Genomic DNA, 23692 nt, shown 5'->3' on the forward strand with positions numbered 1-23692 from the left:
GGCCGACCGGGCTTGTACAGCTCTGCAACGGCGTTGCAACCTCTCCCACCGGGCGCGGTTGCCTCTCCGAAAGCGCAGATGCGGCAGCTGTGCCCTGTTGTGAGCTGCTTATGCGGTGCTTCGATGTGACCTGGACCGCAATAGCGAAAGCCGTTATCCGGCCGAGGAGGTCGATCATGACACTGGCGTTCGACGAACCGCGCATCCAGGAAGTCGTGGGTGCACTGAGCCGCAAGATGCTGATCAACGGAGAATGGGTGGACGCGGCGTCGGGCAAGACGTTCGACTCCATCAACCCGGCTACCGAAGAAGTCCTCGCGTCCGTCGCGCATGGTGAGGCCGAAGACGCCGACCGGGCCGTACGGGCCGCTCGCGAGGCCTTCGAAGAGGGCTCCCCGTGGCGCAAGATGCCGCACGGCCAGCGCGGCAAGGTCCTGCACAAGCTGGGCGACCTGATCCTTGAGCACCTCGAGGAGTTCGCGCTGCTCGAGTCGCTCGACAACGGCAAGCCGTACGCGGTGGCCAAGGCCGCCGACGTACCGCTGGCCGCCGACCTGTTCCACTACATGTCCGGCTGGACCACCAAGATCGAAGGCAACACGATCCCGGTCTCCGCGTGGGACCCGGACGCGTACTTGGCATTCACCCTGCGCGAGCCCACTGGCGTCGCCGCTCAGATCATTCCGTGGAACTTCCCGCTGCTGATGGCCGCGTGGAAGGTCGGACCCGCGCTGGCCGCCGGCTGCACGGTCGTCCTCAAGCCGGCCGAGCAAACGCCACTTTCGGCTCTGTTACTGGGCGAACTCGCGATGCGGGCGGGCGTACCGGCGGGCGTCTTCAACATCGTCACCGGTTTCGGCGACGCCGGCGCCGCGCTCGCGTCGCACCCCGACGTGGACAAGGTGGCCTTCACCGGGTCGACCGAGGTCGGCCGGGAGATCGTCAAAGCAGCCGCTGGCAACCTCAAGAAGGTCACCCTGGAGCTCGGCGGCAAGTCGCCGAACGTGGTGTACGCGGACGCCGACGTCGACAAGGCGATCGCCGGCTCGGCCCACGCGATCTTCTTCAACCAGGGCGAATGCTGCGTGGCCGGCTCCCGGCTCTATGTCGAGGAGTCGATCTACGACCAGGTCGTCGAGGGCGTCGCGGAGCAGGCCCGAACCATCCAGGTCGGCAACGGGCTCGACCCGAACACGACGATGGGGCCGCTGGTGTCGCAGGAGCAGTTCGATCGGGTGACCGGATACATCGGCTCTGGTAAGGACGACGGCGCCGGCGTCATCGGCGGCGATCGGGTCGGCGACCGGGGCTACTTCGTCGCGCCGACCATCCTGACCGGCACCAAGGAGGATATGAAGGCCGTCCAGGAGGAGATCTTCGGCCCGGTCGTGGCGGCCGCGCCGTTCAACGCCGAGAAGGACATCCTGCCGGTCGCGAACAACACCAACTACGGCCTCGGCGCCGGCGTCTTCACCCGCGACATCTCCAAGGCCTTCCGGACCGCCCGCCGGCTGCGCGCCGGCACGGTGTGGGTGAACACGTGGAACGTCTTCGACGCCACGCTGCCGTTCGGCGGCTACAAGGAGTCCGGGGGGGGCCGCGAGATGGGCCACGCGGTCTTCAACAACTACATGGAGACCAAGACGGTCATCACTGACCTGAGCTGACTCACAGCAGTACGAGGCCGGCGCCACCATTCGCGGTGACGCCGGCCCCGCTGTGCCCTTTCGACCACTTGAGCAATTGCTTAAAGTTGCTATCCTCCATCTTGAGCGATCGCTTAAATCCTCGGGAGGTGGCAGTTGAGCAGGCTTTATGTGGAGACGACGATCCGATGTGACGCAGAAGAGCTCTGGCAGTTGACCCAGCAGCCACGCCAGCATCAACGCTGGGACCTGCGGTTCACCGAGATCGACTACCTGGCCCGGCCGGACCCAGCGGAACCGCAGCGGTTCCGGTACGCCGTACGGGTGCTGCCTGGCGTGGTCATCGCTGGGACTGGCGTCACCGCGGGTGAACGTACGAGGGCCGACGGCGCCCGTACGTCCGCGTTGCGGTTCGACTCCGGACATCCACTCTCACTGATCCGGTCGGGCGCCGGCTACTGGCGTTATGTGCCCACTCCGGACGGCGTTCGGTTCATCACCGGCTACGACTACGAACCCGGTTGGGGCCGGCTCGGCCGGCTCGCCGACCGACTGTTCCGCCCGTTGATGGGCTGGGGAACGGCCTGGTCATTCGATCGGCTCCGGCTGTGGCTGGAGCACGGGACGCCACCGGAACGGTCGTTGCGCCACGGACTTATGGACGCCGGTCTTCGGATCTTTCTGTGCGTTGGCGTGTGGTGGCTTCTGCCGCCCTATCTGGCGGCGGCGATCGTCGCCGCCGCACTGCTGATCCCGCCGCTGCCGTCCAGCCCGGCGGCCCGGCGCTGCCAGCGCCGTCCGCCCGACCGGCAGTCCGCCAGCGTACCGGCCATCGCATCCACCCTGGAGCCCTGACATGTCTTCCATCTTCCAACGTGCCCTCGGCGCCGACTTCGATCGCCTGCACCCGCAACTGCGGCGCCGGTTCGGCTTCTCGTCCGGGCAGGCCTGTGTTGGCACCGGCGTGATGGACAAGATCTGGAGCGGCGGCGGCTTCACCAAGCCGTTCCTCGCCCTCGGCGCCAAGCGGCACATCCTGCTGCCGGCCACCGGGCAGGACGTGCCTTTCACCATCCAGAACTACGCCTACCGCGACTCGTACGGCCGGGAAACGCTGACGTTCGTACGCACCTTCGATTTCGACCAGCCGCGCCGCTGGGACGCGACGATGGTCTACAGCCCGCGCCGCGGCACGATCGTCGACTACCTCGGCACCCACCAGCACGTGGCGGTGGACCTGCGCGCGTCCGTCGACGACGCGGGCGGCCTGATCATCCGATCCGGCGCGCAGCGCTGGCACCAGGGTCCGCTCACCTTGGGGATTCCGCTGCTGGTCAGCGGCATCGCGACGGTACGGGAGTCGTTCGACGACGACCTCGGCCGGTTCCGGATCTCGGTCACGGTGGCCAACCGTCGGTTCGGCCCGTTGTTCGGCTATCACGGGACCTTTGCCGCGACCTACACCGAAGGCGCCGACGTACCCGCGTCCGTACGACCGAACCGCGAAGTCGTCGCCCGAGCGTGACGAGATGTCGTCTGGCCCGCACGCCTGCCCCGCCGGTTGCCCGGCAGGCCGTTACGTCCCGGCTTGGGACGACACAGACTGGGATGCCCGCTGGAGTGCGTCCATGAGGACAGCCGCGGGCCACACAGGGGGTGCGGAATGAGCGAGTACGGTCCGCCAGGCGGTTTCGTCGACCCGTACGAGGAAGCCCCAGGCTATCCGCCGAACCCGAACTCGGCGGTCCCGTACACCGGCGGCCCGCCCACCTACGGCCAACCGAACTCCGCTGTCCCCTACAGCGGTGGTCCACCGCCTTACGGGCAGCCTGACCCGAACTCCTATGCTGGCGGGCCGTACGGGCAGCCGACCGACCCGGGCGTCCCGCCGGCGTACGGCAACCCGCCCGAGCCGTCGAAGAAGAAGGGCCTGTCCGGGCTCGCCATCACCGGGATCGTGATCGGTGCCGTGGTGCTGCTGGTGTTGTGCGGCGGTGTCGTCACCTTCGTTGGCGGCTTCGCGTTCCTGCGGCCGGCGACCCCCACCGCCGCCGCCGCGCCGACCCCGACCGCCGCGCCGAGCGACAGTCCCAGCCCGGCCGATTCGCCTACCCCGGCGCCATCGGACTCCCCCAGCGACCAGCCCAGCGCCACCCCGACCGGTGAGGGTGACGGCCTGACGGTGCCGATCGGCCAGTGCGTGAAGGTTCGCAAGGTGGCCGCGGACAACAGCTTCGTCGACCAGACCGACTGCTCCAGCGCGGGCGCTCTGAAAGTGATGGCCCGCTTCACCGGCACCACCGACGTGACCAAATGCCAGGGCAGCGGCTCCAACGCCAGCTATGCGTTCACGAGCAAGGTCGACGACTCCGACAGCTACGTCCTCTGCCTTCAGACTCAATAACACACGCGCCTTAAGCAGACCAGCCCGTACGGGCAGCCCATTCCTCGGCTTTTGGCAGCGCCTGGTCAAACCACGGCTCTTTCGCCTCGGCATATCCGGCATAGTCCGGAAAATCCGCGGCGAGCGCGAGTTTGTGTCGCTCGTACGCTCCGCGCGCGTCCGCATCGGCGCGCAGCCAATCGCGAAAAAGCAAGGCATAGCGCCAATTCGGCCAGCCGACCACCCGGACATGCAGGTTGACCTGACGGCCCGGATCGGCGTTGTTGTGGTAGCGCTTGGCCCAACGTGCCGGATCGGGCTCGATCGGCTTCGGCTCGTCTGAGCGGATCCGTTGAACAGCTGGAAAACCAGCGTCCGCGAAAGTGTTCGCGGCGGCGTCTGCGTCAGCGATCGCCCGTACTGACACCTGGAGGTCGAGGATGTCCTTGGCGGCCAGTCCCGGCACCGAGGTGGAACCGATGTGGTCAACGCGCACGGCTGTCTCCCCCAGCGCCGCCCGCAGTTTTCCCAGAACCCGCTCTGCCTGGGCGGGCCAGGTCGGATCCGACGGCACGATCTCGGCCTGCCCGGACCTGGTCGCGGGTCGCCGGGCGCGCAGGTTTTCCTGGTACGGCAGCAGCCGATCGTCCCACAGTTGATTGACGGCGTTTTCCAGTGTCCGCAGCGATCCGCCGTTGTCGAGCCACACGTCCGCGGCGGCCCGGCGCTGCTCGTCGGTGGCCTGCGCATCGATCCGGGCCCGCGCCTGCTCGGCCGGCATGGCGCGATCTCGCCGCAACCGGTCGACCCGTACGTCCTCGTCCGCGTGCACCACGACGACGAGGTGGTAGGAGGGGCCGAGACCGTTCTCCACCAGCAGCGGCACGTCGTGCACCACCATCGCGTCCTCGCCGGCCTGCCGCATCCGCTCGTACGTCCGGGCGCCGACCAGCGGGTGGACGTGGACGATCGCGTTCAGCGTCTGCCGGGCCGTGGGATCGGCGAAGACGACGGCAGCGAGCGCTGGCCGGTCGAGCGCGCCCTCGGCGGTCAGCACGTCCGGCCCGAACGCCTCCACGACCGCGGCGAGGCCGGAGGTGCCCGGCTCGACCACCTCGCGGGCGAGCCGTCCGTCCGCGTCGATCACCACCGCGCCGCGGGCCGCCAACCGAGCCGACACCGACGATTTGCCGGCGCCGATGCCGCCGGTGAGCCCGATCCGAAGCATCGAAGGAGTGTCGCAGACGGTGATCACCGGTTTCCGGCCGGCGCTCCGGCTCTTAACACTCCGGGGCGTGTGATCATGGAGTGGCACGTGTGACGAGTGGGCGATTTGCCGGATTTGTCGATGATTGTTGCGCAGAGTGTCCGACAATCCCGCCGTCACCGTGGCTTCCGATGCGAGTTACGCACCGTTACCGCCCTCTCCGAGACAGCATTTATGCAGGTGACACGCCGCGCGCCTCCCGTACGCACAGCCTGGGCCGGCTTATCGTCACAGACGTCCAGATCGTGACCAGGAGGCTCGGATGAATGCGCAGCGTGTCGGCCGGCACCGGCTTGGCCAGCCTGGCCTGCGCTACTGCCGCGAGATCCCGGAGGTCCTTGCCCGGCTCGAACCGACCACGTCCCGAAACCAGCACGCGACCGAGCCCGCCCGATGGCGGATCCGGCCGGCGCTCGTTTTCGGGGTAGCCGCGGCGGCCAGCGCCGCGGTGGTCGGCGGATGGCTGGCCACCGGATCCACCGCCCTCGCAGACATTCTCGGGCGGTAGCACAGCACAGGTCGCATGTCGACCAGACCGACTCCGCGTCGACGGAGCCGGTCGTGGAGTCGCGTACGCCATTGCTTCGATGTTGGTCAAATGTGACAGATCGCCGTCCAAGTCATGACAATTGCGCCTGTTATGGCGAATGTCCCCGCGTGAAGGTATTCAACGGCCGGCGCACTGGTAGCCCGTCAGCGGGCCGGGTTGAGGCGCTGCGAACCGATAACGGACAGCAGCTGGAGTTTCTGGTAGCCGTCGGTGCCTGGTGAAGCGGTGAAGACCAGCAGCGCCTGATCACGGCCCTCGGTGAACAGGACCTGGCAGTCGAGTTCGATCATGCCGAGCTCCGGATGAATGATCCGTTTGTGCCGCTCGGAACGAAACGCGACCTCGTGCTGCTCCCACAGCTCGGCGAACTCACGACTGTCCGTACGCAGCCGGTCGACCAGCTCGACAACGCGGTCGTCCGGGCCGCGGCTGAGCGCCGACCGCAGGTTGGCCACCACGAACCGGCTGTGGTTGGCGTGGTCGGACGACGGAAAGCTCAGCCGCTCGGTGGGATCGGTGAACCAGCGATAGGCGCCGCTGCGCGCCAGCCCGGTGAACCGAAGCCGGTCGCCAAGAAGGGCCACCGCCAGCCGGTTCTGCGCGAGTGTCTCGGCCAGGTCGGAGATGACGGCGGCGGGCGTGTCGTCAAGCCGGTCGAGTACGCGCATCAGTGCCGGGCTGACGTGGTCGCTGCGTCGTGCCCGGGCGGGGGTGCCATGCCCGGCCAGCCGGAACAGGTGGTCGCGCTCGTCCACGGTCAGTCGCAGGCCGCGGGCCAACGCGGTCAGCATCTGCTCGGACGGCCGCGACCGCGCTGCTGGTCCAGCCGGCAGTAGTAGTCGGTGGACATGCCGGTCAGTCCGGCGACCTCCTCGCGACGCAGCCCGGCCGTGCGCCTGCGCGGCCCTTTGGGCAGCCCGACATCCTCGGGTTGCAACGCCTCCCGGCGATGTCGGAGAAAGTCGGCCAACTGCGGTCTGTCCACGTCGTCCATTATTCGACAGGACCGTACCGTCAACCAGGGACCACCAATCCGTGCCTTGCGGCACGATCGGAGAACAGCGCGAGCGTTGGCCGAACGCGAGGTCGTACGAGCGAAAACCGGCTATGGCGGCGACTGGACACCTGCTCATATGGACGCTGTGCTTCGGACCGGAACGGCTCGCCGCGGCCTCTGGCTGGACACCTCCGCGCAGTCGCCCGCCGAGACCGTCGACGCGATCGTCGCGGGTATGGGCGAGGCCCTGGTGACCTGACGTCCCATGTTCGGCAAGATGAGGATCATGCGCTGGACAGACGGACTGGCGACCTCGCGGCCACCAGACTCTCCCCCTCGGTCTACCAGTATTTCCGCCGCGGTGCGTCCGGCGAGCGGACCGCGGCGGAGGCCGTGGACGCTTGGGACCAGCTGCGCTTGCGGCCGCACATGTTGCGGAACGTCTCAGCGGTTTCGACCGCGACGACCGTGCTCGGCACTGAGATTCGTACGCCCATCCTGGTCTCGCCTTCGACCTTGCAGGTCATGTGCGACCCCTGCGGTGAGGCGGCGACCGCGACCGGAGTGGGCGCCGCCGGCTCGCTGATGTGCGTCACCAGCAACACCGGAGTGCCGTTCGCGAAGGTCGGCGAGACCGGCACGCCATGGTGGGTGCAGGCGTATTTGCTGCGTGATCGCGGGCTGTGCCGGGACATGCTGGTACGCGCCCGGGAGGCCGGCGCGCGGGCGGTGGTGCTGACCGCCGACGTGCCTGTGGTCGGGACGCCACCGCCGACCGAGATTCCGGATGTCTGGGGCGTCGTACCGGCCGGCAGCACGATGGCGAACTGGGGCTCCCATTCTCCGGACCGCGCCGACGACCTGAGCCTCGACGACCTCGGATGGCTACGCGAGGTCAGCGGGTTGCCGGTGGTCCTGAAGGGCGTGCTGCGCGGCGACGATGCCCGGGACGCGGTCTCGGCCGGCGCGTCCGCGATCATGGTGTCCAACCACGGCGGCCGGCAGCTGGACGGCGCGGTCTCGACCGCGTACGCGCTGCCCGAGGTGGCGAATGCCGTGAGCGGAACGGACGCCGAGGTCTACGTCGACGGCGGCATCCGCCGCGGCGAGCACGTGCTTTCCGCGCTCGCACTGGGCGCTCGGGCCGTCTTCGTCGGCCGACCGGTCCTCTATGCCCTCGCGGTCGACGGCGCCGCCGGCGTCCAGCGGCTGCTCACCGACCTCACCGCCGAGCTGGCACACGCGCTCGCGCTGGCCGGCTCCGCGTCGCCCGCTGATGTCCCGGGCGACCTCGTCGTACGGCCGCCAGTCTGACGGTTTCGCGGCCCACTCGAAAAATGCCGCCCCCGAATCGAGGGTTCTCGGCGCGTACGACAGTTTCGCGGCGCACCTACTGGATCCTCGAGTGCGGAACAAAATCCCACACTCGACACCGGGAGCGGGCCAAAGTCCCACAGTCAACATCCCGACCCCCACCGGGGTCAGTTACCTACATTCTTACGAGCCGAAACTGTCAGACCCGGCGCGAAGACTCGATTCGGGGGCGGCATTTTTGGGGGTAGCAATAAGCGGTGGAGTGCGGGGCACTGCTGCACTAGTGTCACCGCCATGGGAGTAACCACTTTCGGCGTGACCGCGTTCATGCGGCTGCGCGTGCGGTGAGGCCGGCGACGCCCTGATCCCCTGACGGGTCAGTGAAGTACGTCGTCGGTTGCCACGCTTAGCCAGCGGCTGAGCGTGGCTTTCGTCATTTCCCCCCCAGACGTACTCACTGGAGGACACTCCCATGTCCCATGGCATACATTTCCTGACCGACAAACGAGTTGTTGTTCACGCCATGCTGCGATCAGCCCGGCCGGCGGCGGGCGACCTGATCGTGGAATTCGGCCCGGGGCAGGGCGCGCTCACTGCGCCTCTTTCCCGTACCGGTGCGCGGATTCTCGCGATCGAGCGAGATCCGGCCTTCGTCCGCCGGCTGGAACGCCGGTTCGCCGGTCAGGTGCGGGTCGTGCACGCAGACCTGCGGGACGTGCCGCTGCCCAGGCGCCCGTACGCGGTAGTTGCGAACGTCCCCTTTGCCGTGTCGACTGCACTCGTACGGCGACTGTTGCACCCGACCAGCCCGATGACCGCGCCGACCTGCTGGTCGAGTGGGGCTTCGCGGTCCGGCTGGCCCGGAGCTGCCCGCGCACCGCCGAGGAGGCCGGCTGGGCCGCGTCGTACGCGATCAGGGTGGCGGCCCGCGTACCAGCGGCGAGCTTCTCCCCCGCCCCCCGCGTCGACGCCGCCCATCTCGTCATTCGGCGTACGACCACACTGTCCAGACCGGTCCGTGACCTGATCCGTCGGGGTTTCGCCGAGCCCCGGCTGCCGATCGCGGCGGCCGTCGGTGAGATCCACCCACGCAGACGCGCGCATCGGCTACTGACCTCGACCGGCATCGACCCGCCGACCCCGATCTCCACCCTGACCGCGCCGCAATGGAACCGCCTCGCCACCGCCCTCACCGTCAACTCCTGAGTTGCCGAACAAAAACAAACCAGGCCCCGACCGGCGAGCGGTCGGGGCCTGGTTCGTTAGCTGACTACTAGTTGCCGCCGGAGAGCTTGGCGCGCAGGGCCGCCAGCGCCTCGTCGGTGGCCAGCGTCCCGCCGGTGGAGGCGTCGGTGTCCGAAGAGTACGAGGACGGGGCGCTGCCGCCGCCGCCACCCGTGCCGCCGGTGGCACTGGCCTCCGCGTCGGCCTTCTGGGCCGCCGCGATCTGCTTCTGGTGCGCGTCGAACCGGGACTGGGCCTCGGCGTACTGCCGCTCCCACTCCTCCCGCTGCTTGTCGAAGCCGTCGAGCCAGTCGTTGGTCTCGGGGTCGAAGCCCTCGGGGTAGATGTAGTTGCCCGAGTCGTCGTACTGAGCGGCCATGCCGTACTGCGCCGGGTCGAACTCGGCCGGCTCGACCGTTCCGCCCTCGTTGGCCTGCTTCAGCGACAGCGAGATCCGGCGGCGCTCCAGGTCGATGTCGATGACCTTGACCAGGATCTCGTCGCCCACGTTGACGACCTGCTCCGGGATCTCCACGTGCCGCTCGGCCAGCTCGGAGATGTGCACCAGGCCCTCGATGCCCTCGTCGACACGGACGAACGCGCCGAACGGCACCAGCTTGGTGACCCGACCCGGCACGACCTGGGCGATCGCGTGAGTACGGGCGAACTGGCGCCACGGGTCTTCCTGGGTCGCCTTGAGCGACAGCGCGACACGCGCTCCCGATCCAGATCGACGTCCAGAACCTCGACCTCGACCTCCTGGCCGACCTCGACGACCTCGGACGGGTGGTCGATGTGCTTCCAGGACAGCTCCGAGACGTGCACGAGACCGTCGACACCGCCCAGGTCCACGAACGCACCGAAGTTGACGATGCTGGAGACGACACCCTTGCGGACCTGGCCCTTGGCGAGCTTGTTGAGGAACTCGCTGCGCACCTCGGACTGGGTCTGCTCCAGCCACTGGCGGCGGGACAGCACCACGTTGTTGCGGTTCTTGTCCAGCTCGATGATCTTGGCCTCGAGCTCACGGCCGACATACGGCTGGAGGTCGCGGACCCGACGCATCTCGACCAGCGACGCGGGCAGGAAGCCGCGCAGCCCGATGTCCAGGATCAGGCCGCCCTTGACGACCTCGATGACCGTACCGGTGACCACACCGTCGGCTTCCTTGATCTGCTCGATCGTGCCCCAGGCGCGCTCGTACTGCGCGCGCTTCTTGGACAGGATCAGTCGACCTTCCTTGTCCTCCTTCTGGAGAACCAGGGCTTCGACGTGGTCGCCAACGGAGACAACCTCGGACGGGTCGACATCGTGCTTGATCGACAGCTCGCGGGACGGGATGACGCCCTCGGTCTTGTAACCGATGTCCAGCAGCACCTCGTCCCGGTCGACCTTGACGATCGTGCCTTCGACGATGTCTCCGTCGTTGAAATACTTGATTGTCTCGTCGATGGCGGCGAGGAACGCCTCCTCCGACCCGATGTCGTTGACCGCTACCTGCGGAGTCTTCGGGGGTGCCTGGGTGCTGCTCGTCATCTGGGGGGTTGCTCCGGTGGGTGGTTTATGGAATTGGTCCATTGCCGCGAACTCTTCCGGCGGAACGGGCAGCGAACGGGGGGAACTTTCCGGATCCGCCCCACCGTTTGACCGGTGGGAGCGATGCCGGGCTGTCCCTCTAGAAACGCGGACGAACCGACGAACGCGGACCTGCTCCCTGCTGAGGCACACAGAATCCACGGCGCACGCTCGAGCGTACCGCGCCCCTGGTTGACAGGTCCAACGTCCCCCGGCACTATCTTCACAGCTCAGGCGGTGGGTTCGCATTCAGTGCGATTCCCCCAGAATCCCACCGAAAAACGCCGGGCGACACTCCCATCTGAGGGCGCCCGTACGATCGGCGCATGCCCGCCACCGACCCACACGTCTCGGCCACCGTACGGCTCGGCACGGTCGGGGTGGCCCACAAACCCGTCTCGGCGGCCGAGAGCATCGCCGCCAACCGGCTGTGGTGGGACGCGGACGCGGACGACTACGTGGCCGAGCACGGCGATTTCCTCGGCGAGGCCAGCTTCGTCTGGTGCCCGGAGGGCGTGACCGAGGCCGACGCCCAGCTGCTGGGCGCGGTCGCCGGTCGCCGGGTGTTGGAGGTCGGCTGCGGTACGGCCCCGTGTTCACGCTGGCTGACCACGCAGGGGGCGTACGCGGTCGGCACCGACCTGTCCGCCGGCATGCTGCGGCACGCCCGCGTCAGCGCCGACGCGACCGGTGTCCGCCCGCCGCTGGTGCAGGCCACCGCGACCGCGCTCCCGTTCGCCGCCGCGAGTTTCGACCTGGCCTGCTCGGCGTTCGGCGCGGTGCCGTTCGTGGCTGACTCGGACCGGCTGATGGCCGAGGTGTTCCGGGTGCTGCGACCGGGCGGCCGGTGGGTTTTCTCGGTCACCCATCCGATGCGGTGGATCTTCCCCGACGACCCGGGCGAGGACGGCCTGGTCGCGCAGAGCTCGTATTTCGACCGCACGCCGTACGTGGAGATCGACGAGCGGGGCTCGGCCACGTACGCCGAACACCACCGCACGCTCGGCGACCGGATCCGGGAAATCGTCGGCGCGGGGTTCACTCTCACCGACTTGCTGGAGCCGGAATGGCCGGACGGGCACGCCCGGCTGTGGGGACAGTGGAGCCCGCTGCGCGGCAAGATCTTTCCCGGCGGCACCGCGATTTTCGTCTGCGACAAACCCGTTTGAGGTCAGTGGTTTCGGGGTAAGTGTGCTGGGAGTCTGTCTCGCCCCAGAAACTCATAGTTTGGGTATTTGTTCGGTAGTCATACCCGGTACCTCACGGATTGTTTGCCTCGTCCGCCGAACGCAGAGTGGGCTCCGACCACCATGGGTTCAACCGGACAAAGGGAGACACCTATGCGGATACCCCGCATCGCCGCCGCCGCTGGTGTGGCCATCGTCGCCACCGCGGCGCTGGCCGGCATCACCGCCCCGGCCGACGCCACCGCACCGCCGGCCGCGATGGTGCAGGCGCTGCAACGCGACCTCGGCCTCAGCCAGCCGCAGGCGATCGCCCGGATGGCCAACCAGGCCACCGCGGCCACCCTCGGGCAGCGACTGACCCACCAGCTTGGCGACAGCTTCGCCGGCTCGTACTTCGACGCCACCAGCAACCGGCTCGTCGTGCTGGCGACCACCGCGGCCGGCCTCAGCCAGGCTCGTACGGCCGGCGCCGACGCGAAACTGGCCAAGCGTTCGGAAAAGCAGCTGTCGACCACGGTCGCCAAGCTCAACGCGGCCCGCGCGAAGGCGTCCAAGTCGATCGCGACCTGGGGTGAGGACACTGTCGGCAACACCGTGACGATGACTGTCCTCAATGGCGCCACCGCACAGGCACGCAGCTTCATCGCGGCCGCCGGCGTCGACAACTCCACGGTCAAGATCGTCGAGCGGGCCCAGCAGCCACGCACCTTCGCGGACGTACGCGGCGGCGACGCGTACTTCATCGCCGACCAGGCCCGCTGCTCGATCGGCTTCTCCGTACAGGGCGGCTTCGTCTCGGCCGGCCACTGCGCGGCCATCGGCAGCGACCTGAAGGCCGCCGACCAGAGCACCGCGCTGGGCACCTTCAGCGCCCACCAGTTCCCCGGCCACGACTACTCGCTGGCGAAGGTCACGTCCGCCTGGACCCCGAAACCTCTGGTGGTCAACGACAGCGGCACGCTCACGGTGGCCGGTTCCACCGAGGCAGAGATCGGCGCGGCGGTCTGCAAGTCCGGCTCCACCACCCAGTGGACCTGCGGCACGTTGAGCGCGAAGGACCAGTCGGTGCAGTACGAAGAAGGCACCGTGACCGGCATGCTGCAGACGGACGTGCACTCCGAGCCTGGCGACTCCGGCGGCTCGCTGGTGGCCGGCACCCAGGCCCAGGGCATCCTGTCCGGCGGCGACAGCACTACCACGTATTTCCAGCCCATCAACCCGGCACTGCAGGCCCTCGGCGCCACCCTCGTCACCGGCTGACGACTCTCCACCCAGAAAGGGCACCGCGCTCCCTGCCGAGCGCGGTGCCCTTTTCCGGGTACAGGTTGGCTCGATCAGAGCTGACTCGGCAGTTCGAACAGCGGGAAATGGTCGGTGTCCAGAAAGGACGTGATTGCACAGATCCGGTCGGCGCGCAAGGTGAGTACGTTGATCGACCATGGACGATGCGGCCCGTCGGCGTCCTCGCCCAGGTAGCAGGCGACGGCGGGTTGACCGTTCGCGCTCGTGAGCACAGATCGCCAGCTGGGGCACCTGGTCAGCGGCACCTCGACCGCGAAGTCGGTGACCGCCGCGATGCCCGCGTACCAGTGCGGCAAGGGTGGCATGGACCAGGTGACGTCCTCGGTGAGTAGAGCGATCAACGCGTCGGCGTCGCCGCGTTGCAGGGCGGTGGCGAAGCCGGCGGCGAGCTCCCGCGCCTTCGCGTTGCCGACTGCCCATCCTTGCACTGCCGGTCCGTCCGCCGCCGGCATCCGCTGTCGGGCCCTCGCGAGTGCGGAGTTCACCGCGGTGGTGGACGTGTCCATCATGGTGGCGATCTCGGCGGCGGAGAATCCGAGCACCTCGAACAGCAGCAGCGCCGCCCGCTGGTTGCCGGACAGGTGCTGCAACGCGGCCACGAAAGCCAGCTCGACGGCTTCGCGCCGCTCGTGACCGGCGTCTGGGTACGGGCTGAGCCAGCTGACCTCGGTCAGCGGCCTGGAGTCCAGAACCGCGCGCTTGCTGGACGGGCCGAGGTCCATCGGCAACGCCCGCCGCCCACGGGACTTCACCAGATCCAGGCACGTACGGGTCGACACCGTGTAGAGCCATCCACGCAGCGAGCTTCGCCCTTCAAAACGGGCCAACCCACGCCACGCCCGCAGCAACGCGTCCTGCAAGGCGTCGTCGGCATCGTGGATCGACCCCAGCATCCGATAGCAGTGTGCCCGCAGTTCCCCGCGCAACGGCGCGATCAGCCGGTCGAAGGCCGCGCCGTCCCCGCCCTGTGCGAGTGCCAGATCGTCCACTGCACCAATATTGCCCACGACCGACGATTCTGCCGTACGCCGGCAGTCACCTCCTCCAAACCCGAACCAACAGGAGCGAGTGCACATGCCGAACACCCTCTGGTCCCTGGTCCACGCCGAGCGCGCGGCCCTCGCGGCCGATCTGGCGAGTCTCACCGACGAGCTGTGGATGACCCCGTCCCTGTGCGACGGCCTGTCCGTACGCGACGTGCTCGCGCATCTGAGCTCGTCGGCGCGGCTCAACGCGGTGCACTGGCTGGCCGGCGTCATCAAGTGCCGCTTCGACTTCGACAAGCAGGTGTCCATGCGGTTGGCCGAACAACTCGGCGACAGCCCGACCGAGACCCTCCAGCGGTTCCGCGACGTGGTCGACAGCACCACCAAACCACCGCTGCCGATCATGGCGGTGCTGGGCGAATCCGTCGTCCACGCCGAGGACATCCGCCGCCCGTTGGGCATCCGGCGGGCGTACCCGATCGAGATGCTCACCCGGCTCGCCGACTACTACCAGGGCTCTGACCAGGTCGTACTCGCCAAAGGGCGGATCGTGGGGCTGCGCTTGACCGCGACCGACGGTTCCTTCGCGACCGGCGTCGGCGCGCAGATCAGCGGCCCCACGATCGCGCTGATCATGGCCATGACCGGACGCAAGGCATTCTGTGCCGATCTCGACGGCGACGGTGTCGACCTTCTCGCGAGTCGCTGCTGAGGTTAGGTTAGGATGTGGACATGCATCGTTCGTCATGCCTGAGCTGGTGGCGCTCCTCCTAGGAGCGGCCACCTCTCACCCATGACAAAGGGCCGTTCGGACGAACGGCCCTTTCGCGTTTCCCGGAGCGGCTCGAGTCGTCCTGACGGCCACCAACCCGAGGAGACACTCATGACCACCACCCTTCAGACACTCGGTTTGTCAGCCGCCCAGGTACGCAGCGCGAAGCTCGAAGAGCTGATCAGCCAGGACCCGACACAGTTCCGGGTGCTGACCGGCGACCGGCCCACCGGGCGGCTGCATCTGGGCCACTACTTCGGCACCCTCCACAACCGCGTACGCCTACAGAACCTCGGCGTGGACTTGTTCGTCCTGATCGCCGACTACCAGGTGCTCACCGATCGCGACATCGCCGACAACCTGGCCGAGCACGTCGAGGATCTGACGCTGGACTACCTCGCCATCGGCGTCGACCCGGCACGCAGCACGATCTTCACGCACAGCGCCGTACCGCCCGGCCCTCAACCAGCTGCTGCTGCCGTTCCTCAGCCTGGTCTCGGTCGCCGAACTCAACCGCAATCCCACCGTCAAGGACGAGATCGCCCACTCTCGACAGGCCGCTGTCAGCGGGCTGATGTTCACGTACCCAGCGCATCAGGCCGCCGACATCCTGTTCTGCAAGGCCAACCTGGTCCCAGTCGGGCAGGACCAACTCCCCCACCTCGAGCTGACCCGCACCATCGCCCGGCGCTTCAACGACCGGTACGGCACGGTGTTCCCACAGCCCGACGCGCTGCTGTCCAACGCACCGCTGCTGCTGGGTACGGACGGCACCAAAATGAGCAAGAGCCGGGGAAACTCGATCGCGCTGGCCGCCACTGCCGACGAGACCGCCCGGCTGCTCAAGGGGGCCAAGACCGACTCCGAGCGGCACATCGCATACGACCCGATCGCGCGCCCCGAAGTCGCCTCACTCCTGTTGCTGGCAGCGCTATGCCAGCAACAGGAATCAGGCCAACAAACACCCCCCGAACGGGTGGCCGCCGAGATCGGCGCGGCCGGCGCGGCCGCGCTGAAAAAGACGGTCACCGAGTCAGTCAACGAATACCTTGCTCCCATCCGGGCCCGCCGAGCCGAGTACGCAAAGGATCGGGCTCAGCTCCACCAGATCCTGAGGACAGGCAACGAGCGAGCCATCGACATAGCCAACGCGACCCTCGCACAGGTGCGTACGGCGATGAAGGGCGCGTACTGAGGGAGCTGTGACGTGGTCGTCGTGGCGAGCCTCACCCGCGTTCGGAGTTGCCCGGCGTACCCGCTGGGCATAAATTTGCACTGGCCGGTCAGTTCAAATATCTCGCGGAGGATCGATGAAGATCGAAGCGGACGCGGTGGGCGTACGCACCAAACGCGGCACTGCGCTCGCGCCGGTCTCCCTGACGCTCGGCGACGGCGACCTGGTCGCGCTCACCGGGCCGGCCGGCAGCGGTCACACCGTGCTGAGCCTGGTGCTCGCCGGCCGGCTGCGGCCCACCCAGGGGCAGGTCCGGCTGGACGGCAGCACCGATCAGCGCGAGCTCGCCAAAGCGGTCCGGATCGTCAGCGATGCCGCGCCTTTCGGACCCGACGGCGCCCTGCCGTTCAGTGTCACGGTGGCCGAGGCGCTGCAGCTCAGCGGCCTTCCGGCGAACCGCGCGGCGGTCCGCGGGTGGCTGGTCGGCAGCGGCCTGAGCGACTACCGGAACGCACGGACCGACGCGGTGCCGGCCGGCCAACGTACGGCCCTGCTGACCCGCATCGCCGCCCAGTGCCCAGGCGTGAAAGCGGTCGTCATCGACGCCCCGAACGGCCTCGGCAAAGGTGCCGACGCCGAGCAGTGCTGGGCGGCGCTGCGCGACATCACCGAGGCCGGCACGGCCATCGCCGTGCACTGCCACGACGGCGACGCCGGCCGGCTGCCGCTCGCCCCCGACTCATATATCTCACTCGTCACCGCCGACGTGTCAGCGCCGGTAGGCCGAAGGACAGGCCTGATGCGTACGCTCCGCCTCGCCGGCACCGAACTGCGCCGGTTCACCACCGGCAAGCTGCCCAAGCTCGCGCTCGCCGCGGTGCTCATGCTGCCGCTGCTCTATGGAGCGCTCTACCTCTACGCCTTCTGGGATCCGTACGGCCGGCTGCCCAACGCCCCGGCGGCGCTGGTGGTGAACGACCGCGGTGTCACCACCGACGGCAAATACAGTAACGCCGGCCGCGACCTCGGCAAGACGCTGGCCAATTCCAAAGCCGCGTTCGGCTGGAAGACGACCACCGCCGCCGACGCCGCCAAGGGTGTCGCCGATGGCAGCTACTACCTCTCCCTGACCATCCCGGCCGACTTCTCGTCCCGGCTGGCGTCGCCGTCCACCAGCGACCCTGAGCAGGCGCAGCTGGACGTGACCACCAACGACGCGAACAACTACCTCGCCGGCACCATCGGCAAGCAGGTCTTCTCCGAGGTCCGGCAGGCGGTCGCCAGCCAGGCCGGCGCCAAGTACGCCGACGCCATGCTGATCGGCTTCACCCAGCTGCACTCCTCCACGCTGCAGGCCGCGGACGGCAGCTCGCAGCTGGCCGGCGGCGCGGACCAGCTGACCGCCGGGCTCAGCCAGCTGGCGACCGGCGCGGGGACTTTGCAAAGCGGCACCGGACAGCTGTCCGGTGGGCTACACCAACTCGACAGCTCTACCAGCGGTTTGCCCGCCGCCACCCAAAAGCTCGCCGCCGGCTCGGCTCAGGTGGCCAGTGGCGACAAGAAGATCGCGGCGCTGGGCAACCAGGCCAACACCGCGCTCAGCACCGCCGTCAGTACGTTGAAATCGGACCGTACGGCGGTCGAACAGCGCCTTCGCCAGCAAGGCCTGACGGACAGCCAGATCGCGCAGGTGATGGCCGAGTACGACCGGGCCACCGGACGGCTTGCGACTGCCTCGACCGTGGTCGCCGGCAAGGCCGCCCAACTGAACCAGCTGGCTTCCGGTGCCAGCCAGGTCGCGGCCGGCAACGCCCAACTGGCCGCCGCCGCTCCCGCACTGCACAACGGCATCCATAAGGCGGCCACTGGCGCCGACCAGCTCGACAGCGGAGCCGGCCAGCTCTCCAGCGGCATCCAGCAGGCGCGGACCGGCGCCACCAAGCTCGCCACCGGAGCGCACACGCTCGCCAGCAAGCTCAGCTCCGGCGCGGCACAGATCCCGCATCCGGACGCGAGCACCCGCGGCCGTACGGCCACCACCATGGGCGACCCAGTGGCGGTGCAGACGGTCGCGAACAACAAGGTGCCTAACTACGGCACCGGTTTTGCCCCGTACTTCCTGCCGCTCGCCCTCTGGGTCGGCGCGGTGGTGCTTTACATGCTGCTGCGGCCACTGTCCGAGCGCGCCCTGCCGCCGCGCGTGCGCCGGCACTGTCCACCGCACTCGCCGGCTGGCTGCCGGCCGCGATTATCGGTGCCCTGCAAGGACTTCTGTTGATCGCGTGCCGTGGTGGCTTTCGGCCTCGGGTTGCACATCGGGAATCCGGTCGGCATGGTCGCCTTCCTGGTGCTGACCGCGCTTGTTTTCACCGCCTTGGTGCAGATGTTCCTGGCCTGCTTCGGTACACCGGGCCGGCTGCTCGGCCTGGTGGCGCTGATGATCCAGCTGGTCAGCGCGGGCGGCACGTATCCGTGGGAGACGACTCCCCCGGTCCTGCGGTTCCTGCATCCGCTGCTGCCGATGTCGTATGTCGTCACGGCCCTGCGGCACCTGATCGCCGGCGACGGCGGTGGCGACATTGTCCGAAGCACGTTGGTGCTGCTCGCCTTCGGCGTCGGGGCGCTCGGCATCACCACGTACGCTGCCTGGCGCAAACGGACCTGGTCGCTGTCCCGGCTGCACCCGGAACTCGTGATATGAGCAGGGTGCCGCGGTCGCGGCCCGGACAGTCCAAAGAGGACGGTCGCAATGCCCGCGCGGGTGCGACGAAAGTCCGGATTTTCCAGGCCACGCTGGAACTCATCGCCGAGCGCGGCGCGGTGGAGATGTCCATCGACGACGTGGCGGCGGCCGCGGGAGTCGCCAAGGGCACGGTTTTCTACAACTTCGGCAGCAAATCCGGGCTGATCGAGGCGCTGCTGACGTACGGCGTCGATGGGCTTACCGAAGCGATGTCGGCGGCCAGGCAGGGCAAGGACCCGCTCGACGCGATGACCGCGATGGTCGGCGTGGTACTGGAGTTCGTGGACACCCACCACGGCTACGGCCAGCTGCTGGTCGCCGAGATGTGGCTAACCAAACGGCAGTGGGACGAGACACTCAGGCTCGTCCGCGAACGGGTGATCGGCCTGCTCGCCGACGGCTTGGACTCGGCCGTACGAGCCGGTGTCGCGTCCCCCGACCTGCGTGACACCGGCCTCGCCGCCAGCGCCCTCTTCGGCTCCGCCCTGGTCGTCGCCCTCGACAACCGGCTGTCCCGTACGCCCCGGCCTATCGCGGAGGTCGGACGAGTTGCTCGCGCTGATCCGTGCCCGCGCCAGCCACTGACCCGTCCTACGGGACCGGATGGAAGTCGTACGGCAGGTCGTCGTAGACGTAGTAGATGCAGTCGGCACCCCGGGCGCACTGACCCCAGTGCACTGTTTTTCCAGGGTAGTAAAGGAAGTCCCCGGCACCCAGCCGATACGTCCGGCCGGTGTCCAGGTGGTAGATCATCGTGCCGCTGACCCCGACCACGTGCTCAGGGCTGGTGTGCCAATGTTTGGTGAAAACCGTGCCCGCCTTCAGCCGGAACATCGACTCACTGCCGCCGGTCACCGGATTCGTCCGCGACGGCAGCTGCGTACAACCCGCAAGCCCCTCACACGGCATCCAGTGCTCATGCCGGGCACTGTGAAACACCACAGGATCCCCTTGCGGACCCGTTGCGGCCGCGGCGGCGGTGCCACCGAGCAGCACCAACGAAAACACGGCCACCACGAGCCGTACGAACACCTTGCCCATGCCACTACCCTTCGCTCGATCCATTCGGACCGCAGTCCGATTACTCTCGCGAGATTACCGGACTCCAGTCCGAATGGATAGCTCCGGGCAGACGACGGCAACGCCCCGCTGCTTGGTGTGAAGCGCGAGGCGAGGCGTTGCGGGCGGAACGGGAAGTCAGAGGTCACGTACAGGGAGGTCGTCTGACTCCAGGGCTAGCGCGGTGAGACCGGTGTCGGAGCCGGTCTCGTGTTCCTCACCGGCCTCGAAAAAAACACGGCCTGACCAGCCTCGATAGCGACCCGGGCGCCGTCGTCGCCAGACGTCCAGCCACGACCGGCGATGATGACTAGTAGCTGGGGCTGAGTCGCCGCGTGCCGGCCGATCAGGCCGCCGGCCTGCACCCGCAAGGTGGTGACGGAATACGTCGTACGTACCAGTCCGAGGGCGGTAACGCCGACGCTGTCGAAGCGATCGACCTGCCGACCCTGTGCGGCCGGCAGGTCCAGGAAGCGCATTTAGTGACCAGCCTCGTGCCAGTCGCAGCCGACGCCAACGGACACGTCCAGCGGGACGGACAGCTGGTACGCGGCGCCCATCTCGCGACGGGCCAGCTCCTCGACCGCGTCCCGCTCCCCTGGCGCGACCTCGAAAACCAGCTCGTCGTGCACCTGGAGCAGCAGCCGGGAACGCAGGCCCGAGGTAGTCAGGGCGGCGTCGACGCCGAGCATCGCGACCTTGATGATGTCCGCCGCCGAGCCCTGGATCGGCGCGTTCAGCGCCATCCGCTCGGCCATCTCGCGGCGCTGCCGGTTGTCGCTGGTCAGGTCCGGCAAATACCGCCGGCGCCCGAGCACGGTCTCGGTGTAGCCCTCGCGACCGGCCTGCAGCACCAGCGAGCGAAGGTAGTCGCGGACGCCACCAAAGCGCTCGAAATAGCCGTCCATCAGGCCGCGGGCTTCCTCGACCGAGATGCTCAGCTGCTGGCACAGCCCGTACGCGGACAGCCCATATGCGAGGGCCGTAGTTCATCGCCTTGATCTTGCCCGCTGCTCGGTGTTGACCGACTCCGGCTGCACCGCGAACACGGTGGCGGCGGTCGCCGCGTGGAAGTCGAAGCCGGAGTTGAACGCCTCGATCAGCGCCTCGTCCTCGGACAGGTGCGCCATGATCCGCATCTCGATCTGGCTGTAGTCCGCGGTCAGCAGGGTCTCGTAGTTCTTGCCCACGACGAAGGCGCGGCGGATCAGCCGGCCCTCGTCGGTCCGGATCGGGATGTTCTGCAGGTTCGGGTCGGTGGACGAGAGCCGGCCGGTGGCGGCGATCATCTGGTTGTACGTGGTGTGGATGCGGCCGTCGTCCGAGACTGTCTTGATCAGACCGTCCACAGTGGACTTCAGCCGGGCCACGTCCCGGTGCCGCAGCAGGTGCTCCAGCAGCGGATGCTGGGTCTGGCCGTACAAACTCGCCAACGCGTCCGCGTCGGTGGTGTAGCCGGTCTTGATCCGCTTGGTCTTGGGCAGCTGCAACTCGTCGAAAAGGATGCCCTGCAGTTGCTTAGGCGATCCCAGGTTGAACTCGCGGCCCAGCACGCCATACGCGTTCTCGGCGGCCTCTTTCACCCCGCCAGCGAACTGCGACTGCAGCTCGGCCAAGTATTCACTGTCGGCGGCGATGCCGGCCTGCTCCATCCGGGCCAGGACAGCGACCAGCGGCAGTTCGACGTCCGCGAGCAGGGCCGTGCCGCCGCTCGCCTCCAGCTCGCCACGCAGTGCGGCGGAGAGGTCGACGGTGGCGGCGGCGCGCAGCATCAGCGCCTCGGCCGCGTTGTCGCTTTCGGTGTCGTCGAAGGACAGTTGCCCGTCGTCCGGCTCCTCGGACCGCAGCTCCCGGTGCAGCTGGCGCAAAACCAGGTCGGCCAGGTCGTACGTGCGCTGATCTGGTCTTACGAGATAAGCGGCCAGCGCGGTGTCCGAAGCGATGCCGTCCACCTTCAGGCCGCGCGAGGCGAGCGCCAGCAGCAGCGGCCCCTTGGCATCGTGCAGCACCTTCGGCTTGGCCGGGTCGGCCAGCCACGAGGCCAGCACCTGCTCGTCCTCCAGGTCCAAGGCGGCCGGGTCGATCCAGGCCGCGTGCCCAGCGGTGCCATCGGTCACACCAGTCACAGTGGACAGCGCGATGGCCGTCACCTCACCGGCGCCGCGGGCCCAGCTGCCGCCAACCGCCACGCCGATCGGCTCCGAGCCTTCCGCGTACGTCTGGAGCCAACCGGCCAGCTCCCCCGGGCCCGGGCGGACCATCTCCAGGTCAAAACCGGACTCGGCTTCGGGCTTGGCGGTCTCGACCGTCGCATACAGCCGGTCCCGGAGCACTCGGAACTCCAGCGCGTCGAAGACCTGGTGCACGGCATCCCGGTCCCAGGTCTTGCGGGCCAGGTCAGCGACCGAGAGCGGCAGCGGCAGGTCGCGCAGCAGGCCGTTGAGCTGCCGGTTCCGGATCACCTCGGCGAGGTGCTCGCGCAGCGCCTCACCCTTCTTGCCCTTGATCTCGTCGGCGTGCTGGATGACGCCGTCAAGGTCGCCATATTGCTGGATCCACTTGGACGCGAAGCCCGGCCCGACGCCCGGCACGCCCGGCAGGTTGTCGCTGGTCTCCCCGACGATGGCGGCCAGGTCCGGATAGCGCTGCGGCGACACGCCATATTTCTCGGTGACGGCCGTCGGCGTCATCCGAGCCAGATCGGACACGCCCTTGCGCGGGTAGAGCACCGTGACGTTCTCGGTGACCAGCTGGAAGGCGTCCCGGTCGCCGGAACAGACGAGCACCTGCATGCCTTCGGCCTCGGCCTGGGTGACCAGGGTGGCGAGGATGTCGTCGGCCTCGTAGTTCTCCTTCGTCACGTACGGAATCTTGAGCGCGTCCAGGATCTCCTGGATCAGGCTGACCTGGCCCTTGAAGTCGGCCGGGCTCTCCGAACGGTTCGCCTTGTATTCCGCATACTGCTCGGTGCGGAACGACTTGCGGGCCAGGTCGAACGCCACCCCGAGGTGGGTGGGCTGCTCGTCCCGCAGCACGTTGATCAGCATCGAGGTGAAGCCGTAGACAGCGTTGGTCACCTGGCCGGTGGTGGTGGAGAAATTCTCCACCGGCAACGCGAAGAAGGCCCGGTATGCCAACGAGTGCCCGTCCAGAAGCAGCAGGCGGGGCGGGTTAGATCCATCACGGGAAGGCTGGTCGCTCACCATCGAGAGCCTAGTCTTCGGCTACGACAGTGAGCTCCGTGGGCACTGCCTCGGCGGCCTTCGAGCAGCTCGTGAGCACATCCAGGGAGATCAGTTTGACCAGCACCGAATCCACCGGCCTCACCGAGCGGCTCACGGTCGACCTCACCGACCCGGCGGCCCAGCAGGCCGTACTGGAGGTCATCAACGCGCACCTCGGCGAACTGCCGAGCCGGATGGGCATCCGCTTCACCGAGATCGGTCCGGATCGGCTGGTCGCCACCATGCCGGTGGAGGGCAACCGGCAACCGCTCGGTCTGCTGCACGGCGG

The 23692-nt window shown here is 68.2% G+C and carries 21 protein-coding genes and 5 pseudogenes; 17 read left to right on the forward strand and 9 right to left on the reverse strand.

All coding sequences use genetic code 11. The features are described from left to right. Positions 1-176: 176 nt before the first annotated feature. From GNX96_RS05090 to GNX96_RS05105, 4 genes are all read left to right on the forward strand, one after another. Positions 177-1667 (forward strand): aldehyde dehydrogenase family protein, encoded by a 1491-nt coding sequence (locus GNX96_RS05090; RefSeq protein WP_163567198.1) that lies wholly within the window; start codon positions 177-179, stop codon positions 1665-1667. Between the two features lie 135 nt (positions 1668-1802). After that, complete coding sequence (locus GNX96_RS05095) at positions 1803-2501, forward strand: SRPBCC family protein (RefSeq protein WP_163567199.1); 699 nt, start codon at positions 1803-1805, stop codon at positions 2499-2501. 1 nt (position 2502) lies between these two features. After that, positions 2503-3171: a DUF4166 domain-containing protein gene (locus tag GNX96_RS05100; protein ID WP_163567200.1), complete on the forward strand. Its 669-nt coding sequence runs from the start codon at positions 2503-2505 to the stop codon at positions 3169-3171. A gap of 138 nt (positions 3172-3309) precedes the next feature. Further along, positions 3310-4050 carry an LppU/SCO3897 family protein gene (locus tag GNX96_RS05105; protein WP_163567201.1) on the forward strand — a complete coding sequence of 247 codons (741 nt, stop codon included), beginning with the start codon at positions 3310-3312 and terminating at the stop codon, positions 4048-4050. A 10-nt stretch (positions 4051-4060) separates the two neighbouring features. On the opposite strand, the gene coaE is transcribed toward GNX96_RS05105, so the two are convergent. Continuing rightward, the gene (gene coaE / locus GNX96_RS05110; protein ID WP_163567260.1) at positions 4061-5257 is read right to left on the reverse strand and encodes a dephospho-CoA kinase; all 1197 of its coding nucleotides are present in this window, start codon (positions 5255-5257) and stop codon (positions 4061-4063) included. Between the two features lie 301 nt (positions 5258-5558). Between coaE and GNX96_RS05115 the strand changes: the two genes are divergently transcribed. After that, a complete protein-coding gene (locus GNX96_RS05115; protein WP_163567202.1) occupies positions 5559-5804 on the forward strand; it encodes a hypothetical protein in 246 nt (81 codons plus the stop codon). 185 nt (positions 5805-5989) lie between these two features. Here GNX96_RS05115 and GNX96_RS05120 read toward each other — a convergent pair. Beyond that, positions 5990-6840 (reverse strand): annotated as a pseudogene (locus GNX96_RS05120) (helix-turn-helix transcriptional regulator). A gap of 76 nt (positions 6841-6916) precedes the next feature. On the opposite strand from GNX96_RS05120, the gene GNX96_RS05125 reads away from it, so the two are divergent. The 4 genes from GNX96_RS05125 to GNX96_RS05140 all read left to right on the forward strand — a co-directional run bounded on the left by GNX96_RS05125 (position 6917) and on the right by GNX96_RS05140 (position 9363). Next, entirely contained in the window at positions 6917-7102 is a 186-nt protein-coding gene (locus GNX96_RS05125) for a hypothetical protein (protein ID WP_163567203.1), read from the forward strand. Between the two features lie 32 nt (positions 7103-7134). Beyond that, positions 7135-8157, forward strand: coding sequence for an alpha-hydroxy acid oxidase (locus GNX96_RS05130; RefSeq protein ID WP_279579445.1), 1023 nt, complete (start codon positions 7135-7137; stop codon positions 8155-8157). Positions 8158-8680: 523 nt separating this feature from the next. Continuing rightward, on the forward strand, positions 8681-9184 hold the full coding sequence (locus tag GNX96_RS62590) for an rRNA adenine N-6-methyltransferase family protein (RefSeq protein ID WP_390623929.1): 504 nt from the start codon (positions 8681-8683) through the stop codon (positions 9182-9184). After that, complete coding sequence (locus tag GNX96_RS05140; protein ID WP_163567086.1) at positions 9076-9363, forward strand: hypothetical protein; 288 nt, start codon at positions 9076-9078, stop codon at positions 9361-9363. The genes GNX96_RS62590 and GNX96_RS05140 overlap by 109 nt, the downstream gene beginning before the upstream one ends. A gap of 67 nt (positions 9364-9430) precedes the next feature. Here GNX96_RS05140 and rpsA read toward each other — a convergent pair. After that, a pseudogene (gene rpsA, locus GNX96_RS05145) lies at positions 9431-10917 on the reverse strand (30S ribosomal protein S1). A 365-nt stretch (positions 10918-11282) separates the two neighbouring features. Between rpsA and GNX96_RS05150 the strand changes: the two are divergent. Then, entirely contained in the window at positions 11283-12125 is an 843-nt protein-coding gene (locus tag GNX96_RS05150; RefSeq protein ID WP_163567205.1) for a class I SAM-dependent methyltransferase, read from the forward strand. A 171-nt stretch (positions 12126-12296) separates the two neighbouring features. Next, a complete protein-coding gene (locus tag GNX96_RS05155; protein WP_163567206.1) occupies positions 12297-13403 on the forward strand; it encodes a S1 family peptidase in 1107 nt (368 codons plus the stop codon). Positions 13404-13477: 74 nt separating this feature from the next. Here the strand turns inward: GNX96_RS05155 and GNX96_RS05160 are convergent, their stop codons facing one another. Continuing rightward, positions 13478-14434, reverse strand: coding sequence for a sigma-70 family RNA polymerase sigma factor (locus GNX96_RS05160; protein WP_279579413.1), 957 nt, complete (start codon positions 14432-14434; stop codon positions 13478-13480). A gap of 85 nt (positions 14435-14519) precedes the next feature. Between GNX96_RS05160 and GNX96_RS05165 the strand changes: the two genes are divergently transcribed. Together GNX96_RS05165 and GNX96_RS49010 are read left to right on the forward strand one after the other, a co-directional pair. Next, positions 14520-15143, forward strand: coding sequence for a maleylpyruvate isomerase family mycothiol-dependent enzyme (locus GNX96_RS05165; RefSeq protein WP_163567208.1), 624 nt, complete (start codon positions 14520-14522; stop codon positions 15141-15143). A gap of 171 nt (positions 15144-15314) precedes the next feature. Further along, positions 15315-15596 (forward strand): annotated as a pseudogene (locus GNX96_RS49010) (tryptophan--tRNA ligase); the annotation flags it as partial. Here the strand turns inward: GNX96_RS49010 and GNX96_RS49015 are convergent. After that, entirely contained in the window at positions 15486-15785 is a 300-nt protein-coding gene (locus GNX96_RS49015) for a hypothetical protein (protein WP_279579451.1), read from the reverse strand. The pseudogene GNX96_RS49010 and the gene GNX96_RS49015 overlap by 111 nt on opposite strands. On the opposite strand from GNX96_RS49015, the gene GNX96_RS49020 reads away from it, so the two are divergent. The 4 genes from GNX96_RS49020 (at position 15742) to GNX96_RS62595 (ending at position 19884) form a co-directional block, all read left to right on the forward strand. After that, positions 15742-16398: a tryptophan--tRNA ligase gene (locus GNX96_RS49020; RefSeq protein ID WP_279579446.1), complete on the forward strand. Its 657-nt coding sequence runs from the start codon at positions 15742-15744 to the stop codon at positions 16396-16398. The two genes, GNX96_RS49015 and GNX96_RS49020, sit on opposite strands and share 44 nt — an antisense overlap. 115 nt (positions 16399-16513) lie before the next feature. Then, complete coding sequence (locus GNX96_RS05175) at positions 16514-18655, forward strand: YhgE/Pip family protein (RefSeq protein ID WP_163567209.1); 2142 nt, start codon at positions 16514-16516, stop codon at positions 18653-18655. A 9-nt stretch (positions 18656-18664) separates the two neighbouring features. After that, entirely contained in the window at positions 18665-19078 is a 414-nt protein-coding gene (locus GNX96_RS05180) for a YhgE/Pip family protein (protein ID WP_163567210.1), read from the forward strand. Next, complete coding sequence (locus GNX96_RS62595) at positions 19075-19884, forward strand: TetR/AcrR family transcriptional regulator (protein WP_163567211.1); 810 nt, start codon at positions 19075-19077, stop codon at positions 19882-19884. Before GNX96_RS05180 ends, GNX96_RS62595 begins: the two co-directional genes overlap by 4 nt. Here the strand turns inward: GNX96_RS62595 and GNX96_RS62600 are convergent. From GNX96_RS62600 to GNX96_RS05205, 4 genes and pseudogenes are all read right to left on the reverse strand, one after another. Then, positions 19811-20185: pseudogene (locus tag GNX96_RS62600) on the reverse strand (cupin domain-containing protein); the annotation flags it as partial. The gene GNX96_RS62595 and the pseudogene GNX96_RS62600 sit on opposite strands and share 74 nt — an antisense overlap. 170 nt (positions 20186-20355) lie before the next feature. Beyond that, positions 20356-20658: a hypothetical protein gene (locus tag GNX96_RS05195; RefSeq protein ID WP_163567213.1), complete on the reverse strand. Its 303-nt coding sequence runs from the start codon at positions 20656-20658 to the stop codon at positions 20356-20358. Further along, positions 20659-23385 (reverse strand): annotated as a pseudogene (polA, locus tag GNX96_RS05200) (DNA polymerase I). 7 nt (positions 23386-23392) lie between these two features. Then, the gene (locus GNX96_RS05205; RefSeq protein WP_163567087.1) at positions 23393-23662 is read right to left on the reverse strand and encodes a hypothetical protein; all 270 of its coding nucleotides are present in this window, start codon (positions 23660-23662) and stop codon (positions 23393-23395) included. Positions 23663-23692 lie beyond the last annotated feature (30 nt).

Source organism: Fodinicola feengrottensis (assembly GCF_010993775.1).
Classification (GTDB): domain Bacteria; phylum Actinomycetota; class Actinomycetes; order Mycobacteriales; family HKI-0501; genus Fodinicola; species Fodinicola feengrottensis.

Coding starts and splice junctions, on each gene's coding strand:
- GNX96_RS05175 (WP_163567209.1), top strand. CDS start 16,514: ATGAAGATCGAAGCGGACGCGGTGGGCGTACGCACCAAACGCGGCACT.
- GNX96_RS05105 (WP_163567201.1), top strand. CDS start 3,310: ATGAGCGAGTACGGTCCGCCAGGCGGTTTCGTCGACCCGTACGAGGAA.
- GNX96_RS05155 (WP_163567206.1), top strand. CDS start 12,297: ATGCGGATACCCCGCATCGCCGCCGCCGCTGGTGTGGCCATCGTCGCC.
- GNX96_RS05115 (WP_163567202.1), top strand. CDS start 5,559: ATGAATGCGCAGCGTGTCGGCCGGCACCGGCTTGGCCAGCCTGGCCTG.
- GNX96_RS05090 (WP_163567198.1), top strand. CDS start 177: ATGACACTGGCGTTCGACGAACCGCGCATCCAGGAAGTCGTGGGTGCA.
- GNX96_RS05165 (WP_163567208.1), top strand. CDS start 14,520: ATGCCGAACACCCTCTGGTCCCTGGTCCACGCCGAGCGCGCGGCCCTC.
- coaE (WP_163567260.1), bottom strand. CDS start 5,257: ATGCTTCGGATCGGGCTCACCGGCGGCATCGGCGCCGGCAAATCGTCG.
- GNX96_RS05150 (WP_163567205.1), top strand. CDS start 11,283: ATGCCCGCCACCGACCCACACGTCTCGGCCACCGTACGGCTCGGCACG.
- GNX96_RS62595 (WP_163567211.1), top strand. CDS start 19,075: ATGAGCAGGGTGCCGCGGTCGCGGCCCGGACAGTCCAAAGAGGACGGT.
- GNX96_RS62590 (WP_390623929.1), top strand. CDS start 8,681: ATGCTGCGATCAGCCCGGCCGGCGGCGGGCGACCTGATCGTGGAATTC.
- GNX96_RS05100 (WP_163567200.1), top strand. CDS start 2,503: ATGTCTTCCATCTTCCAACGTGCCCTCGGCGCCGACTTCGATCGCCTG.
- GNX96_RS05195 (WP_163567213.1), bottom strand. CDS start 20,658: ATGCGCTTCCTGGACCTGCCGGCCGCACAGGGTCGGCAGGTCGATCGC.